Genomic DNA, 15,861 nt, shown 5'->3' on the forward strand with positions numbered 1-15,861 from the left:
ACTACAGCGTCCGCTGGCTAGGCTGGGGGTATGGCTACCCCCGACTTCATTCTCAAGCTTCGCGCCAGGATCGGCCATGAGAGCCTCTGGATTCCCGGAGCCCGGGCCGTTGTGTTCGACGACGACGGCAGGGTCCTCCTCGGCCAGCGGGCGGACAACGGCAAATGGGGACTGATCACCGGGATTCTGGAGCCCGGGGAAGAGGCTGCCGCGGGCATACTGCGGGAAATCCTGGAGGAGACCGGCGTTGTGGCCGCGGCTGAACGGCTTGTCTCGGTGGACTCCGTCGGGCCCACCACCTATCCGAACGGCGACGTCTGCCACTTCCTGACCCTGGTGTTCCGGTGCCGCTACATTTCCGGGGATGCGCGTGTCAACGACGACGAGTCCCTCGCCGTGGACTGGTTCCGGCCGGAGGATTTTCCCGAGTTGCCGCCCGGGCATCTGGAGAGCATCAAACGTGCCGCACCAGCGGCCGGGGACGCGCACTTCCGGCGCTGACAGCCGCCGGCCCGGCACGCACGCAGGGACGCCGCAACCCAAAGGGGTACGGCGTCCCGGCAAGCTAAGCTCCGGCGTCTAGCGGTCCAGGCTGTGCAGTTCCGCTGCCGGTGCCGCATCAGTTTGACCCGCAACGGCTTTGGTCCCGGCCCGGCGTTCGGCCTCCAAACGGTCTGCTTCCTCGCCGCCCACTGCTTCGCCCCGGGCTACCATGCCGGCGGTGTCAGCGAGCGGGATCTGCCGCAGCGTCAGCGCCAGCGCCAGGGCGATCGCGAGGAACGGCAGCAGGTACCAAAACACCGGGGCCAGCGAATCGGCGTAGGCGTTGACGATGGCGTCCTTGAGCTGGGCCGGGAGCTGGCTCAGGGCCTGCGGATCGAGGGTCCGGGTGGACTGTGAGGCCTCTTCGGCCGAGGCGCCTGCCCCGGTGAATGCCCGGGCCAGTGACTCCGAGAGCCGGGCGGTGAAGATGGAACCGAAGACGGCCACACCCAGCGAGGCTCCCACTTCGCGGAAGTAATTGTTGGTGCTGGTTGCCGTGCCGATCTGTTCAGCGGGCACGGAGTTCTGCACCACCAGCACTATCACCTGCATGATGGAGCCCAGGCCCGCACCGAAGATGAAAAGCTGGACGCAGATGATCCAGATGGGGGTCGCCGCCGTGAGCGTGGTCAGCCACAGCATTGCGGCAATGGTCAGGACAGCGCCGAGGATCGGGAACATCTTGTACTTGCCGGTCTTGGAGATCCTGATGCCGGAGAAGATTGCCATGCCCATCAGCCCCACCATCATCGGCAGCATCAGCAGCCCGGATTCCGCGGCGGAGGTGCCGGCGGACATCTGCAGGAACGTGGGGACAAACGCGATCGCGGCAAACATGCCCAGGCCAAGGGTAAAGCCGATCGCCGTGGAGTTCACGAAGATCCGGTTTTTGAACAGGTTCAGCGGGATGATGGGGTCCTCGGCCTTGCGCTCCACGAGAACAAATGCCACGGCGGCCAGCACGGTGCCGGCACCAAAGGCCCAGGTCAGCGGGGAATCCCAGCCTTCATCCTTTTTGCCGCCGAAATCGGTGAAGAAGATCAGGCAAGTGGTGGCCGCGGACAGCAGGAGTACGCCCAGGATGTCGATCCGCTTTTCGGCCTTCTTGTTCGGCAGGGTCAGTGTGAACCACGCGATGGTAAAAGCCGCGATGCCGATCGGGATGTTGATGTAGAAGGCCCATTCCCAGGTCAGGTGGTCCACAAAATAGCCGCCCAGCAGCGGACCGGCCACTGCGGACAGGCCGAAGATGGCGCCGAGCGGGCCCATGTACTTTCCGCGGTCCTTGGCCGGAACAATGTCGGCGATGATCGCCTGGGAGAGGATCATGAGACCGCCGCCGCCCAGGCCCTGGACGGCGCGGAAGATCACGAAGCCCCAGAAGTCAGTGGCAAAGGCGCAGCCGACCGAAGCCAGCGTAAAAAGGGCGATGGCAACCAGGAAAAGGTTGCGCCGGCCCAGGATGTCGCCGAACTTGCCGTAGATCGGCATAACGATCGTGGTCGCCAGCAGATAGGCCGTGGTGATCCAGGCTTGGTGTTCCACGCCGCCGAGTTTCCCAACGATGGTGGGCATGGCGGTGGAGACGATCGTCTGGTCGAGGCTTGAGAGCAGCATGCCCGCGATCAGCGCGGAAAATATGATCCAGATCCGTTTCTGGGTCAGGAGCAGCGGCGTGGGCGCTGCCGGGGTGGTGACGGCAGAACTCATTGGGGTCCTTCGGTGGAGGGGGCGGGGTCAATATCCAGGGTCTGCGAGAAAAAGGTGCGGGCTGCCGCGACGTTGTCGAGCAGCATCTCCCGGTACGGGCGGGTGTTGTCCGCCGAGAAGTAGGCGGCGCTCGTTTTGCGGGTGATGCTGCCGAACAGAAGAACCGCCATCCGGACCACCGGGTGGTCCGGGGGAACCTGCTCCCGGACCGCAAGCATCCGCGCGATTTGGCCTTCGCGTTGTTCCGAGGCGCCAATAATCCGCAGCATCAGCTGTGGTTCCTTTTGGACGACGGCGATCAGCTGGCGGGTTTCTTCCTCGCTGGCGGTCATCTGTTCGGACAACACAAGGGCCAGGCGCACGAGGTCAGAGAGCAGGGTCGGGGAGATTTCGCCGGCCGGCGAACCTGCACCGCCTTCGACGAAGCGCCGCACCACGTCGGCAGGGAAGTCGTCGTCGACGTGTCCGATGATGGCATCTTCCTTGGTCGGGAAGTAGTTGAAGAACGTCCGGCGGGAGATGCCCGCGCGTTCGCAGGCTTCCTCCACCGTGTAGCCGTTGAGTCCCAGCTCGGCCGTCATGGTGCGCGCGACGGCGGTAATTGCCGCCCTCGTTGCGGCCCGTTTGCGTTCGCGGAGTCCGCACTCATGTTTTGCACTATTAATCACAAAGTACATATTTGCACTCAATATCTTAAAGTGCAAAATTCCGAAATCCGGCCTTGGGCAGCATACCGCCGCCGGGGTGGCCAACCGGAGGAACGACGTCGGCCGGCACCCTTGCGAAAAGGTGCCGGCCGACGAAGGACGTTTAGTTCGCTGAGCGGGCGCCGCCGCCCGCGGTGCCTAGGCTTTGTGCGGCGGCCGGGTCATGGACATTACGTCCAGCGCGGTGTCCAGCTGCCCCTCGGTCAGTTCGCCGCGTTCCAGGAAGCCCATAGCCACTACTGTCTCGCGGATGGTCAGGCCTTCGGCCACTGCCTTCTTTGCGATCTTGGCGGCGTTCTCGTAACCGATGAACTTGTTCAGCGGCGTGACGATCGACGGTGACGCCTCGGCCAGGAAACGGGCCCGCTCGACGTTGGCGGTGATGCCGTCGATCATCTTGTCGGCCATCACGCGGCTGGTGTTGGCCAGCAGCCGCACGGACTCAAGCAGGTTGGCGGCCATCACGGGGATGCCGACATTGAGCTCGAAGGCGCCGTTGGTGCCGGACCAGGCGATGGCAGTGTCGTTGCCGATGATCTGGGCGCAGACCATGATGGAGGCCTCGCAGATCACCGGGTTGACCTTGCCGGGCATGATCGAGGAACCCGGCTGCAGGTCCGGGATCGAGATTTCGCCGAGGCCGGTGTTGGGACCGGAACCCATCCAGCGCAGGTCATTGTTGATCTTCATAAAGGAGATCGCGATGTTGCGGAGCTGGCTGGATGCCTCGATCAGGCCGTCACGGTTGGCCTGCGCCTCAAAGTGGTCGCGTGCCTCCGTCAGCGGCAGGCCGGTATCAGCGGCAAGCAGCTCGATAACCCGCTCCGGGAAACCTGCCGGGGTGTTGATGCCGGTACCGACGGCGGTGCCGCCGAGCGGAACTTCAGCGACCCGGGGCAGCGCGGCATTAACCCGCTCGACGCCGTAGCGGACCTGCGCGGCGTAGCCGCCAAACTCCTGGCCCAGCGTCACCGGGGTGGCGTCCATCAGGTGCGTGCGGCCGGATTTTACAACGTCCTTGAACTCAACGGACTTGCGCTCCAGGGATTCCGCAAGGTAGCCGAGGGCCGGGATCAGGTCGTTGATCAGGGCAGAGGTGGCGGCCACATGGACCGAGGTGGGGAAAACATCGTTGGAAGACTGCGAAGCATTGACGTGGTCATTGGGGTGGACCACCTTGTCGCTGCCGGCGGCCTTAAGCGCACGGGTGGCCAGTTCGGCAAGGACCTCGTTGGTGTTCATGTTCGACGAGGTCCCCGACCCGGTCTGGAACACGTCGATCGGAAAATCGCCGTCGTACTTGCCGGCGGCCACCTCGTCAGCAGCATCAGCGATCGCCTGGGCGAGCTCGCCGTCGAGTACTCCCAGTTCTGCGTTGGCCTGTGCTGCCGCCTTTTTGACCCGGGCGAGGGCCTCGATGTGGGCGCGCTCAAGGGTCTTGCCCGAGATCGGGAAGTTTTCCACGGCTCGTTGCGTCTGGGCGCGATACAAGGCGTTCACCGGGACGCGGACTTCGCCCATGGTGTCGTGTTCGATGCGGAACTCTTCGGTGTTCAATTCTTCTGTGGAAGTCATGGGGCTAGCTTATTGGGCGGAGGCGTCCCATCGAAAACCGTGAAGAGCATGCTGCCTGCAGTGGCAGGAAACTAGAGCTCGCCGATTTCGAAGACGAGGTCCGCCCTGCCGTCGGACAGGCTGTAGGCGAGGCCGATCACGGCGGCCCGGCCACCCCCGACAGCATCGGATATCACCCGTGAGCTGTCCACGAGCCGCTGTGATGTCTGTTTGACGTTTTCAACCACCATGTCGTTGATGTCGTTCTGGTTGTTGCGCAGCGAGGTCAGCACCGACGGCGTGATGCGTTCGACCAGGCTGCGCATAAAGCCGACGGGCATCTGCCCGGTCTCCATGGCGTTCTTGGTGGCCGTGACCGCGCCGCAGCTGTCATGCCCGAGGACGACGATCAGCGGCACCGAGAGGACGCTGACGCTGTACTCGAGCGAGCCGAGGACGGCGTCGTCGATTACGTGGCCCGCGGTGCGGACCACGAATGCATCGCCAAGGCCGAGGTCGAAGATAATCTCAGCGGCCAGCCGGGAATCCGAGCAGCCGAAGATCACCGCAAATGGGTGCTGGTTCTCCACCAGCGAGGAACGGCGGGACGCGTCCTGGTTGGGATGGGACGATTCGCCGGCAACAAAGCGATCGTTGCCTTCGCGCAGGCGGCGCCAGGCAAGGGAAGGGGTGAGATAGGTGGCCACGGCCCTACCTTACGGCGAAGGGGCGGGCGACGGCGAACCTGTTGCGTCCGCGGAGCTCCCTGGTGACGCGCCGCCGGCCGCACCGGAAGTGCCCTCGAGTGACTTCACCACGGCGGCAGCGAGCAGCGTGAATTCGTCCAGCTGCGCGGATCCGGTCAGGATAACCGTGGTGCCGCCGGCGTCGGCAAGCACCATGCTCTTCTCACCCTTGCCCGTGTCACGGAGTTCCCAATCGCGTCCGCCGGCGCTGCGGGTGCCGGTCACGGGCGCGCTCTTCACCTGCTGCAGCAGCCACGTGGGATTGGACTGCCGGGCCTGCACCAGGGCAATGAAGGACTCCTTGGGGGTGAGGTAGCCCACTTCCCACGTCGGGACGCCGCTGCCCGCGCCCGATTCCCAGCGGGCGTAATTTGCGCGGAATGTGTCGCCGGTTTCCGGGGCCGCGGGTGTGAATCCTGCCACACCGGCCGCGTTGCGCGCCACGGCGCTGACATCGATGTTGGGCCGGTAGCCGTCGGTCTTGGGCGACGGGTTCATCAGGACGATCGGCAGGAATGCCGCAATGCTCAGGACCAGCGCAATGATCATGCCGAGCACCGAGGCGTTCGCCCGCTTGGCCGCTCCGGCGCTCAGGACTGGCTTAACGGGCGGTTGGTCCGGCGCGCCGGGCACATTCGGGCCGGCGCTGCCGGCGTTGCCGGCCCGGGCTGCTGGGGGTGTTTCCTGCAATTCGCTCACCCCTCTATAGTCGCCCATTCCGGGCCGATCTCACATTCGGCCGGGCGGGGCCGGCCGCGGGGCATAACGTTCACGGATTGGTCATTCCACGACGCAGCTTTCCACCGCGACTATGATCAGTAGCAGACGAGATCACCATGATACGAATCACCGCCGCGGATCGATCCTGTCCGTGCGGCTTCAATGATCGCCACTCGAAGAAGAGGTTCACGTGACACCAGCGCCAATGACCCAGAAGTACTCCACGCTCTCCCCGTCGCTCGCCGTCGGTATCGACGAGCCGGACCGCAACCTTGCTTTGGAACTGGTCCGCGTCACCGAAGCAGCCGCCATCGCCGGTGGCCACTGGGTGGGTTTTGGGGACAAGAACAAGGCCGACGGCGCCGCCGTCGACGCTATGCGTTCCTTCCTCCAGACCGTCCACTTCAACGGTGTTGTGGTGATCGGCGAAGGTGAAAAAGACGAAGCCCCGATGCTCTTCAACGGCGAGCACGTCGGTGACGGCACCGGCCCCGAGTGCGACGTCGCCGTTGACCCGATCGACGGAACCCGGCTGACCGCCCTGGGCATCAACAACGCCCTGGCCGTCCTTGCCGTGGCCGAGCGCGGTTCGATGTTCGATCCCTCCGCGGTGTTCTACATGGAGAAGCTCGTCACCGGCCCGGAAGCGGCCGACATGGTTGACCTGCGCCTGCCGGTCAAACAGAACCTGCACCTCATCGCCAAAGCCAAAGGCGTCAAAGTCAACCAGCTCAACGTGATGATCCTCGACCGGGACCGGCACCGCCCGCTTGTGGAGGAAATCCGCGAAGCCGGCGCGCGGACCAAGTTCATCATGGACGGCGACGTCGCCGGAGCCATCGCCGCGGCCCGCTCCGGCACCGGGGTTGACGCGCTGATGGGCATCGGCGGAACGCCGGAAGGAATCGTCACGGCCTGCGCGATCAAGTCCCTCGGCGGAGTGATCCAGGGCCGGCTGTGGCCCACCAGCGATGACGAAAAGCAGAAGGCCATCGACGCCGGACACGACTTGGACCGGGTGTTGTCGACCAACGACCTCGTCTCCAGCGACAACTGCTACTTCGCCGCGACCGGCATCACCGACGGTGACCTGCTCAGGGGCGTGCGTTACTCCAAGGACAAGGTTCTTACCCAGTCCATCGTGATGCGGTCCAAGTCCGGGACCATCCGCTTCGTTGATGGCGAGCACCAAGCCAGCAAGTGGGAAGGCTACGCGCGCAGGAACTAGCGCCTGCCGGATCGGCCAGAACACCCGGATCCCGGGGCGCGGACCGCGCCCCGGGATCCGGCGTTTCCGGCCGGCCGCTGGCCGTCGTCGTTAGGTAGGGTGGGACCATGACATGGCTCGTAACAGGTGGCGCAGGATATATCGGTTCGCATGTGGTCTCCGCTTTGCGCGGGGCCGGCATCCAGGCGGTGGTGATTGATTCGCTCTCGAGCGGGCACCGCGAGTTTGTTCCGGCGGACGTGCCCTTTGTGCACGGCAGTATTCTCGACTTGGACCTCGTCACCGGAACCCTGGCGGAACATTCGGTAACCGGCGTGATCCATCTTGCCGGCTTCAAATACGCTGGCGTTTCCGTGCAGGAACCGCTGCTGACCTACGAGCAAAACGTCACCGGCACGGCGGTGCTGCTGACTGGGATGGAACGAGCCGGGGTGAAGAATCTGGTCTTCTCCTCCTCCGCCGCGACCTACGGCACCCCCGCCGGCGACATTGTTACGGAAGAGACTCCGACGCAGCCGGAATCGCCCTATGGGGAAAGCAAGCTGATCGGCGAATGGCTGATCCGTGACCAGGGCAGGGCCAGAGGCCTCAAACACACCTCGCTGCGTTACTTCAACGTCGTCGGATCCGGCTCGCCCGAGCTCTACGACACGAGCCCGCACAACCTCTTCCCGATAGTGCTCCGCGCCTTAACCGCAGGAAAAACACCAAGAATCAACGGCATCGACTACAACACAGCCGACGGCACCTGCGTGCGCGACTACGTTCATGTCGCCGACCTGGCGACCTCGCACGTCGCGGCCGCCCAGGCCCTCGCCGCCGGTGGGCCGCTGGAACGCGTCTACAACCTCGGGTCCGGCGACGGGCTCTCGGTGCGGCAGATTATGACGGCGATGGCCGCGGTGACCGGCATCGACTTCGAGCCGGAGATCGGACCCCGCCGGACAGGAGACCCGGACCGGATCGTGGCGGACGGCACCCTGGCCGCACGCGACCTCGACTGGAAAATGCGGCACTCCGTCGAGGACATGGTGGCCAGTGCCTACGAAGCGCAGAAGAAAGCTGCCGAAGCCGGCAACTAGGGACGCCTCCCGACGGACATGTCCGGTCTTGCGGCCGGGACGTGCCCCCACCGACGGACATGTCCGCTGGTCACGCCAGGGCGTGGACATAGTGGTGTTGTGTCCACTCGCCAAGCCTGACGCGGGGCATGTCCAGCAGGGGGGTGAGCCGGTCCGCGGTGCGGAGACCTAGCGGCGGAGCGCGCTGCGCAGCCGGACAGGCACCTTTCGCGCCGCCGCGAGTACGCGGCGTGCGGCCTGCGCGACCTTTCTGGCCAGTTGGTATCCGCCGTAGCGCAGGGGCCGCACCGGCAAATCCCAGGTTCCGGGGTAGGCGACTTCACGGCCGCCGAAGGACTTCTTGAAGGCCGTGAACCCGGCCCACTTGTGCTCCGGCTGGTCTGCCGGTGCCACGCCCCACAGGTCCACGAACTTCAGGCCCCTGTCTTTGGCATCAGCCATCAGTGTGACCAGCAGCGGAATGCCGGCGCTCAGCTTCCGGTGCGCGTCGTCCAGTGCGGCGTGGGCATAGACGCGGGTGTCCGAGGAATCGTAGGCCAGGGATGCAGCAATGGGCTCGCCCTCGAGTTCGGCAATGAAGAGCGTCGCAGCACCGGCCGGCATCAGTGAGCTGGCCACCGCAGTGAGGTAGTCGTCGCTTTGGGGCTTAAAACCGTTTCGTGCCGCCGTCAGATGCAGGAATCCCAGCAGCACGGAGATCTCACCAGCGTCCTGGCTGGAGCGGAACGTTACGCCCTTCTTGTGGATGTTCCGGTACAGGTTGCGGTTTGCCGGCTTCATCTCCGCGAGGACGTCTTTAAAGTCGCGGTCCACATCCACGACCCAGCTGAGTTCCGGCTGCTGGTTGGCCGGGGCGGGACGGAGGCCGCGCGTGCGCAGCACGGCATCGGCGTCAGCGGCCGTGAAACCGGCATCGACCGGTTCGATCCGGACAAACACCGCGCCGCAGCCGCGGGCCAGGTCCGTCAGCACAGCGACGGCGGCGTCGAAAGCAGCCAGCGAGGCGGCGACCGGGCCGTAGGGTGCGTAGAGGAGTTTTCCGGCCGGGTTGCTTTCCTCGATGGCCAGGAAACTCCAGCCGGGACCGGAGCGCTGGTGTACTGTCCGGCCCAGGCTGCGCTGGAAATCGGCCCACGCCGGGCTCTGCAGGAAGTGGTCCACGGATTCAGGCTCTCAGGGCGGTAGTGACGGCGAATGCGATGGCGGTCCCGGCGGCGCCGGACACTGCGTGGGCGTTGACCGGTGCCTCGGCCGCGGGCAGGAAAGCACTGGCACCGCGCTCCAGCCGCAACTCGCCCTTGGGAGAGTCCAGGAGCACGGATCCGGCCACCACGATGATCACTGCGGCGCCCGACTGCGCCACCGGAACAGGTCCAGCGCCGGACTCCAGCACAATGCGCTGCAGCTGGAATTCGCGAAACGGCGGCCGGAAGAGCTCCTGGCCCAACATGGTGGTCTCGGGGCTGAGCTTCGGCACACCGGCGGCCGCGAAGGAAACGGTCCGGAGCAGTTCTGGGACGTCCACGAACTTCGGCGTCAGCCCGCCACGCAGCACGTTGTCCGAGGCGGCCATGACCTCGATGCCCAGCCCGTGCAGATAGGCGTGGACGTTGCCGGCCGGGAGGTAGACAGCCTCGCCCGGTGCCAGTGAGATCCGGTTGAGCAGCAGCGAAATCAGTACGCCGGGATCGCCCGGATACCGGGCGTTGAGGGTCACGACTGTGGAAAGCTCGGCCTGGTAGGGCGCCGTCGGGGCGCCGGAGATAAGGGCGGCCGCAATCACGGCCGTCGCCTCGGCTACGGCCTCGCCGCCGGCGATCAGCCGCTCGAAGGCCGACTGCAGGGCTGTGTGCTCGTCCGGCTGCGCCAGATCCTGCAGCAGCAGCGGCACAAGCTCCGGAAGATCGAGGCCGGCCAGCTCAAAGTCCGCCACCAGCAGATCGAAGACGGCGCGGGCTTCCGAGGCCGGTTTGAAACCGCACAGCGCCTCGAACGGTGTCAGCGCGAAGATCATCTCCGGCTTGTGGTTGTCATCCTTGTAGTTGCGTTCCGTGGCCTTGTGGCCGACGCCGGCGGCCTCCTCGCGGGCGAACCCTGCGCGCGCCTGCTCCAGGGTCGGGTGCACCTGAAGGGACAGCGGACTGTCGGCGGCCAGGACCTTGAGCAGAAACGGCAGCCGGGGGCCAAATTCGGCAACACTGTCGCTGCCCAGATGGTGCTCGGGGTCCAACGCGATCAGCGAATCCAAGCCCAGGCGGCCGCCGTCCTCCGCCACTGCGGCGTGGGCGCCGGTTGATCCCGCACCGGCGGGACTGAGCGCAACTGAGGGCGAATCCGGGTGCGCGCCGATCCACAGCTCCGCTTCGGGACCGCCTGAAGCCGGCCTGCCCAGGAGCCCGGAAATAGCCGTGGTGGAGCCCCAGGCATAGGGGCGGAGGACATTTTCGAGTTCGTACACTGCCGGGTGTCCCTGTCTGTTGTGGAAGTCTGTTGTGGAAGCCTGTTACGGAATAAGACTGATCGACGGCGCTAGAGCGGAGCGCACTGGCCGTTGGTGGCCACCAGGTTGCGGATGGACTGCTCATCACCGTCGAGCTTGAACTGGTTCAGCATGTCTTCGGTGATCGGCTCGCCGTCCGGGGTGGTTGTCACCGGGGTGAAGTCCGACGACGGCCCGGGCTCGGTGCCGGGCTGTGTGCGCGGCAATCCGCCCGCGGCGGACAGCGGCCCGGGGACGGCGTCCTGCGGGCGGAGGCTGTCACCGGCGGCCGCGGGGGCGGGCCCAAGGAGGGCATCGACCTTCTGGTGGATCTGGTCGAAGTCCGGGACCGTCGAGAACGAGGCGTCGAAGTCGGGCGGTCCAATGGTCAGCCGCTTCGTTTCCTGGCCCTTCGCCTTGATGGCCAGGTCAACGAAACTTCCAAGCTGGCTGGCCGAGACGTTGGATTCGACCACCTTGGTCCCGGCCTTGGCGATGTCTTCGAACTTCGTGAGCAGGGTTGCGGGGTCCATTTGCTTGAGCATGGCCTGCTGGACGCATTGCTGGCGGGCGATCCGGGCGTAGTCGTCCACGAATTCGCGCGAGCGGCCGTACCAGAGGGCATGGTACCCGTCGAGCGTATTGTCGCCGGCGGGGATCCAGCCCAGCGGCATACCGTGGATACCGTTGGCTTCATCAATGGTCTCGCCGCTGATCGGGACCCAGCCCCCGGCCTTGATCCGGATGCCGCCCATGGCATCCACAAGTTTGGCGAAGCCGTCCATGTCGACCAGGACGTAGGCCTGGACCTTTATGCCAAGGGTCCCGGAGACGGCCTCCAGCGTGGCTTGCGCGCCGGGGTCTTGCACACCGGGGTAAAGGTCCTTGTGCTCGTTGGTGACTTCGGTATTGATGGCGTTGATGAGGCACTCATCGCCGCAGTTGTAGCCGTCAGGGTAAATTGCGCGCATCGGGGAATCCTTGCTGAACTGTGCGTTCTGCAGGTTGCGCGGCACCGAGATGATGGCGGTCTGGCCGGTTTTGGCGTCAACGCTGATGACGGAGAGGCTGTCCGGCCGGCGGCCGGTTCGGTCCGCACCGGCGTCGCCGCCCATCATCAGGAAGTTATAGCGGCCCTCTGAGGGCTCAATTGTCGGCCCGGCGGAGAAAATGTTGCCGATTGCGTCGCGGCTGACGTTGAGCAGGTAGGCGGCGTAGCCCAGCGAGCCACTGCTGAGGACCATCGCGACCACCAGGGAAATAACTACGGCGGGACGAACTCCCGGCGGCAGCAGCACGAGGCGGATCAGTCGCAGGGTGTTGATAAACAGGGCTGCCCAGCCGAGGGCCAGCGCCACGAGCCCGATGATCAGCAGCAGCGAGGTAAAGCGGTTGGTGAGCAGATTGATAAGCGTGGACCGGGACACCGCGAGGAGCACCGCGGCAACGACCGCCAGCGCCCAGACGGTCAGGGTGACACGGAGGGCGATCCGTCCCAGCCGACGGTCGCCGGCGACCGTCTGGGCGCTGCCGGGCACCAGCAGCGTCATCAGGACCAGCAAAAAAGCACGTTTGATCCGGACCGGGGCAGCCGCTCCCGAGGGGTAGCGAACGGGATCCGTGAGGGACCCGGAAGCTCTCGGGTTCCGTGGCGCCGGCTGACGGGAAGGGGCGTAACTGTTGGTCATCTGGTGATCCTTAACGGCTGCCCCGGGTGACAACGTTTGCGGCTGCGAACACGTCGCCCACCTTGTGCCGCAGGTTCGCGCCCTTCCGGGTGGCGACGTCGTTGAGCTCCCGGGCGAAGTCGAGCAGTTCCGCCCGGAGTCTTACGGCCAGCGGGTCCGCGCCCGAGGCCAGGATGCGCACGGCCAGGAGCCCGGCGTTGCGGGCCCCGCCGATGGATACTGTCGCGACCGGTACCCCGGCGGGCATCTGGACGATGGAGAGCAGGGAGTCCATCCCGTCGAGGGTTTTGAGCGGGACCGGGACGCCGATGACCGGCAGGGGAGTGACGGCGGCGAGCATGCCGGGCAGGTGGGCCGCGCCGCCGGCGCCGGCGATGATCACACGCAGGCCGCGCTCATGGGCCGTCTGGCCGTAACGGATCATCTCCAGCGGCATCCGGTGCGCGGAGACGACGTCGGCTTCAAAAGGGATCCCGAACTCGGCGAGGGCCTCGGCAGCTGCCTCCATCACGGGCCAGTCGGAGTCCGAACCCATCACGAGCCCAACGATCGGGGCCTCGGGCTCGGTGTCCGCGGCTGCGGGGGACCGGTCCGTGGACGGGACGGTGTTGCTGACGCTCATGCGTTCTCCTCGTGGGCACCGGCGGCGGTGCGGGACTGGGGCCCGCCGTTGCGGATGATGTTTGCGACCGTGGCGGCGCGGTCGCGCACCGAGTCGACCTCGGCCACGGAACCGCCGACGAGGTTAACGTGGCCGATCTTGCGCCCCGGCCGCACGGACTTGCCGTAGCAGTGGACCTTTGCTGCCGGTTCGCTGGCCAGGGCTGCCGGGTAGGCGGAGAACAGATCCTCGTTCGCGCCGCCCAGGAAGTTCTTCATCACCACAACTGGACCCAGCAGGTCCGTGGCGCCCAGCGGCAGATTGAGGATTGCCCGCAGATGCTGTTCGAACTGGCTTGTCACCGAGCCGTCCTGTGTCCAGTGACCGGTGTTGTGCGGACGCATCGCCAGTTCGTTGATCAGAAAGCCGGCACCCACGCCGGGGGTTTCGAACAGTTCCACCGCCATCACCCCCGTGACGCCGAGCTCATTGGCGATCCGCAAGGCGGCACTCTCCGCCGCGGCAGCGACGTCCAGCGGGATCTCCAGCGCCGGGGCGATGACTTCGTCGCAGACACCGTCGACCTGGACGGTATGCACCACGGGCCAGGCCCGCGACTCGCCGTCGGGTGTCCTGGCTACAAGGGCCGAGAGTTCCCGGCTGAATTCCACTTTGGCCTCGGCGAGCAGCGGCGACATTGCCTCGAACCAGTCCGCGGTTTCCTCGGCGTCGGCCGCGGAGTCCACGATCCGCACGCCCTTGCCGTCGTATCCGCCGCGCGGGGTCTTCAGGACAACGGGCCAGCCGCTGTCCGCACCGAACGCGATCAGGGCGGCGACGCCGTCGACGGCGGCCCAGCGCGGATTGGGCAGCTCCAGGCGGTCGACGGCGGCCCGCATCACAAGCTTGTCCTGGGCATTGACCAGCGCATCCGGTCCGGGGTGGACGTTGACACCGGCCCGCTGCAGGGCCCGCAGGTGCTCGGTGGGAACGTGCTCATGGTCGAAGGTCAGGACGTCAAGGCCGCGGGAGAACTCAAGGAGATGGTCCAAGTCGGTGTAGTCACCGACCGGGGCATGGGCCACGGCCGAAACTGCCGAAACGTCCTCAGCTTCGGCCAGGACGCGGAGCTCGAAGCCCAGGGCGGTGGCCGCGGGGGCCATCATACGGGCGAGCTGGCCGCCGCCAACTACACCGATCACAGGAAAAGTCACAAGCCCCAGCCTACCGAAAAGCTCGCAATAACCCGGCTTTTGGTAGTCCCGGAGCGGGTTCCGGACTGTCATCGGCCGGATTTAAGTAAGCTTCGGCGGGGGACGCGCCCGGCACGGCAACCGGCCGCCGGCATGATTCCACGCTGGCCGGTTGCGGCGTCCGGACCGCTGGAGGCGGTGAGCTGCCGGGAATCGGCGCTAAAATGGGCCGTTGGCCCAATGGCCTACGAGTTTACGACGGCCACGGAGGGTCATGATTACTACACTTACCGAGCGCTTGCGCGGACTTGCCTCGCTGTTCTGGCGCGAAGTCGCCAAGTTCGGTGCCGTCGGCGGGGTGGCGTTCATTATTGACAACGGCCTGACTTACTACCTGATGCACGGGCCGATGACCGACAGCGAAGCCAAAGCCCGCTTTGTCGGCGCCACCCTCGCCACGATCTTCTCCTGGATTGCGAACCGTTTCTGGACTTTCCGCCACCGCCGCCAGGACAACGTCCTCCGTGAGCTCGCGATGTTCATCCTGATCAACGGCATTGGCATCGGTATCTCCACCGGGTTCACGGCCCTCGCCAAGTACAGCTTCAACGTGACGGACAAAAACATGCTGTTCGCCGCCGGCATTGTTGGCATCCTGGTTGCCACAGTGGTGCGCTTTTTCGCCTACCGTTTCCTGGTCTTTAATAAGGAACTCGACGAAGAACCGGAATTCTCCCACGACCACGAGATCATCGAGCGGCACCCGCACACCCAGTCCGGCCCCGCCCTCGAGAGCCACCTGGTCCAGGGCAGCACCGCCAAGGACCGGGAAGTCCCCGGCCCGCCGGCCTAAGGCAGCCCTTAGCCGCCGTTGACGCGCTCGTCCGCGAGCAGCTTTTCCGTTACCGTGACCTCGGGGTGCACCAGCACCACCGAACCGTTATGGTGCCAGGCGCCCAAGGCCTGGGCCAACGCTGCTTCCAAGCCGTTGCCGGCCGGCACCAGCAACCGCACGCCGTCCGCCGGGGCCGCCGCAAAGCCGTCCAGCAATCCGCCGTGGCTATGCTCTGCCCCGGTTGCTGACCGCACGGCCCGCCGTGAGGCCTCCGGAGCCACATGCGGCATCAAGACGTCGCCGTGGGAGCGCACCTCGGCGGCATAGTCCAGCACACTGCTGGGCAGCTCACCCGGCCAGCGCATGGCCAACGCCGGCAGCGCCACAGCCAGGACGGCGTCGAAGGCGCCGAGCGCTGCGCCGGGGCCGGGATCGGCGGTGGCCAGCAGTTCGGCCTCGGCGTCGCCGAACACAACCTCCATGCCGAGCTGCCAGGCCGCGAGGGCGAGGATGGCGGACTTCCAGTGCGCCGGCAGGTCCAGCCGCAACCGCGTCCCGGGCTCGGCGTCGAGCTCGTCCTGCAACAGGTTGCCTGTCTTTGCGACCCAGTTGTCCAAAACCCGGCCGGAAAGCTCTACCCGCTCGGAGTCGGGCCCGTACCAAGTCAGCCGAGGAGAGGTCGACTGGCCGGAACGCAGGGCTGTCATCAGTTCGATTGCCGGGATGCTCATGGGTTCATCTTGCCACGGCCGAACCGCGTGATCTCCATCACCTG

The 15,861-nt window shown here is 65.9% G+C and carries 15 protein-coding genes; 4 read left to right on the top strand and 11 right to left on the bottom strand.

Annotated elements, in window-relative coordinates:
- Positions 1–30: 30 nt before the first annotated feature.
- A complete protein-coding gene (locus QK287_RS02920) occupies positions 31–501 on the top strand; it encodes an NUDIX domain-containing protein (protein ID WP_282359155.1) in 471 nt (156 codons plus the stop codon).
- A gap of 78 nt (positions 502–579) precedes the next feature.
- On the opposite strand, the gene QK287_RS02925 is transcribed toward QK287_RS02920, so the two are convergent.
- From QK287_RS02925 to QK287_RS02945, 5 genes are all read right to left on the bottom strand, one after another.
- Positions 580–2,253 (bottom strand): MDR family MFS transporter, encoded by a 1,674-nt coding sequence (locus QK287_RS02925; RefSeq protein ID WP_282359156.1) that lies wholly within the window; start codon positions 2,251–2,253, stop codon positions 580–582.
- Complete coding sequence (locus QK287_RS02930; protein ID WP_282359414.1) at positions 2,250–2,930, bottom strand: TetR family transcriptional regulator; 681 nt, start codon at positions 2,928–2,930, stop codon at positions 2,250–2,252. Before QK287_RS02930 ends, QK287_RS02925 begins: the two co-directional genes overlap by 4 nt.
- Positions 2,931–3,098: 168 nt before the next feature.
- Positions 3,099–4,535: a class II fumarate hydratase gene (locus QK287_RS02935; protein ID WP_226773615.1), complete on the bottom strand. Its 1,437-nt coding sequence runs from the start codon at positions 4,533–4,535 to the stop codon at positions 3,099–3,101.
- 71 nt (positions 4,536–4,606) lie between these two features.
- Positions 4,607–5,221: a carbonic anhydrase gene (locus tag QK287_RS02940; RefSeq protein ID WP_226773614.1), complete on the bottom strand. Its 615-nt coding sequence runs from the start codon at positions 5,219–5,221 to the stop codon at positions 4,607–4,609.
- Between the two features lie 9 nt (positions 5,222–5,230).
- A complete protein-coding gene (locus tag QK287_RS02945) occupies positions 5,231–5,959 on the bottom strand; it encodes a DUF4245 domain-containing protein (RefSeq protein WP_226773613.1) in 729 nt (242 codons plus the stop codon).
- A 226-nt stretch (positions 5,960–6,185) separates the two neighbouring features.
- Here QK287_RS02945 and glpX point away from each other — a divergent pair, with 226 nt between their 5' ends.
- Both glpX and galE read left to right on the top strand, forming a co-directional pair.
- Positions 6,186–7,208 carry a class II fructose-bisphosphatase gene (gene glpX / locus QK287_RS02950; protein ID WP_226773623.1) on the top strand — a complete coding sequence of 341 codons (1,023 nt, stop codon included), beginning with the start codon at positions 6,186–6,188 and terminating at the stop codon, positions 7,206–7,208.
- A 107-nt stretch (positions 7,209–7,315) separates the two neighbouring features.
- Positions 7,316–8,290, top strand: coding sequence for a UDP-glucose 4-epimerase GalE (gene galE, locus QK287_RS02955; RefSeq protein WP_226773612.1), 975 nt, complete (start codon positions 7,316–7,318; stop codon positions 8,288–8,290).
- A gap of 168 nt (positions 8,291–8,458) precedes the next feature.
- On the opposite strand, the gene QK287_RS02960 is transcribed toward galE, so the two are convergent.
- From QK287_RS02960 to QK287_RS02980, 5 genes are all read right to left on the bottom strand, one after another.
- Positions 8,459–9,451: a peptidoglycan bridge formation glycyltransferase FemA/FemB family protein gene (locus QK287_RS02960; protein WP_226773611.1), complete on the bottom strand. Its 993-nt coding sequence runs from the start codon at positions 9,449–9,451 to the stop codon at positions 8,459–8,461.
- 4 nt (positions 9,452–9,455) lie between these two features.
- Positions 9,456–10,748 (bottom strand): mannose-6-phosphate isomerase, class I, encoded by a 1,293-nt coding sequence (gene manA, locus QK287_RS02965; protein WP_282359157.1) that lies wholly within the window; start codon positions 10,746–10,748, stop codon positions 9,456–9,458.
- Positions 10,749–10,819: 71 nt separating this feature from the next.
- Entirely contained in the window at positions 10,820–12,457 is a 1,638-nt protein-coding gene (locus QK287_RS02970; RefSeq protein WP_282359159.1) for an LCP family protein, read from the bottom strand.
- 10 nt (positions 12,458–12,467) lie between these two features.
- The gene (gene purE / locus QK287_RS02975) at positions 12,468–12,992 is read right to left on the bottom strand and encodes a 5-(carboxyamino)imidazole ribonucleotide mutase (protein WP_226773622.1); all 525 of its coding nucleotides are present in this window, start codon (positions 12,990–12,992) and stop codon (positions 12,468–12,470) included.
- An 83-nt stretch (positions 12,993–13,075) separates the two neighbouring features.
- A complete protein-coding gene (locus QK287_RS02980) occupies positions 13,076–14,224 on the bottom strand; it encodes a 5-(carboxyamino)imidazole ribonucleotide synthase (protein ID WP_282359415.1) in 1,149 nt (382 codons plus the stop codon).
- Positions 14,225–14,525: 301 nt separating this feature from the next.
- On the opposite strand from QK287_RS02980, the gene QK287_RS02985 reads away from it, so the two are divergent.
- On the top strand, positions 14,526–15,104 hold the full coding sequence (locus tag QK287_RS02985) for a GtrA family protein (protein ID WP_226773607.1): 579 nt from the start codon (positions 14,526–14,528) through the stop codon (positions 15,102–15,104).
- Positions 15,105–15,112: 8 nt separating this feature from the next.
- Here the strand turns inward: QK287_RS02985 and QK287_RS02990 are convergent, their stop codons facing one another.
- Positions 15,113–15,817 (bottom strand): TIGR03089 family protein, encoded by a 705-nt coding sequence (locus QK287_RS02990; RefSeq protein ID WP_253033376.1) that lies wholly within the window; start codon positions 15,815–15,817, stop codon positions 15,113–15,115.
- Between the last annotated feature and the right edge of the window lie 44 nt (positions 15,818–15,861).

This window comes from Arthrobacter sp. AL05, assembly GCF_029960715.1.
Classification (GTDB): Bacteria; Actinomycetota; Actinomycetes; order Actinomycetales; family Micrococcaceae; genus Arthrobacter.

Coding starts and splice junctions, on each gene's coding strand:
- QK287_RS02990 (WP_253033376.1), bottom strand. CDS start 15,817: ATGAGCATCCCGGCAATCGAACTGATGACAGCCCTGCGTTCCGGCCAG.
- QK287_RS02920 (WP_282359155.1), top strand. CDS start 31: ATGGCTACCCCCGACTTCATTCTCAAGCTTCGCGCCAGGATCGGCCAT.
- QK287_RS02930 (WP_282359414.1), bottom strand. CDS start 2,930: ATGTACTTTGTGATTAATAGTGCAAAACATGAGTGCGGACTCCGCGAA.
- QK287_RS02935 (WP_226773615.1), bottom strand. CDS start 4,535: ATGACTTCCACAGAAGAATTGAACACCGAAGAGTTCCGCATCGAACAC.
- QK287_RS02985 (WP_226773607.1), top strand. CDS start 14,526: ATGATTACTACACTTACCGAGCGCTTGCGCGGACTTGCCTCGCTGTTC.
- QK287_RS02970 (WP_282359159.1), bottom strand. CDS start 12,457: ATGACCAACAGTTACGCCCCTTCCCGTCAGCCGGCGCCACGGAACCCG.
- QK287_RS02980 (WP_282359415.1), bottom strand. CDS start 14,224: ATGATGGCCCCCGCGGCCACCGCCCTGGGCTTCGAGCTCCGCGTCCTG.
- purE (WP_226773622.1), bottom strand. CDS start 12,992: ATGGGTTCGGACTCCGACTGGCCCGTGATGGAGGCAGCTGCCGAGGCC.
- glpX (WP_226773623.1), top strand. CDS start 6,186: ATGACCCAGAAGTACTCCACGCTCTCCCCGTCGCTCGCCGTCGGTATC.
- QK287_RS02925 (WP_282359156.1), bottom strand. CDS start 2,253: ATGAGTTCTGCCGTCACCACCCCGGCAGCGCCCACGCCGCTGCTCCTG.
- galE (WP_226773612.1), top strand. CDS start 7,316: ATGACATGGCTCGTAACAGGTGGCGCAGGATATATCGGTTCGCATGTG.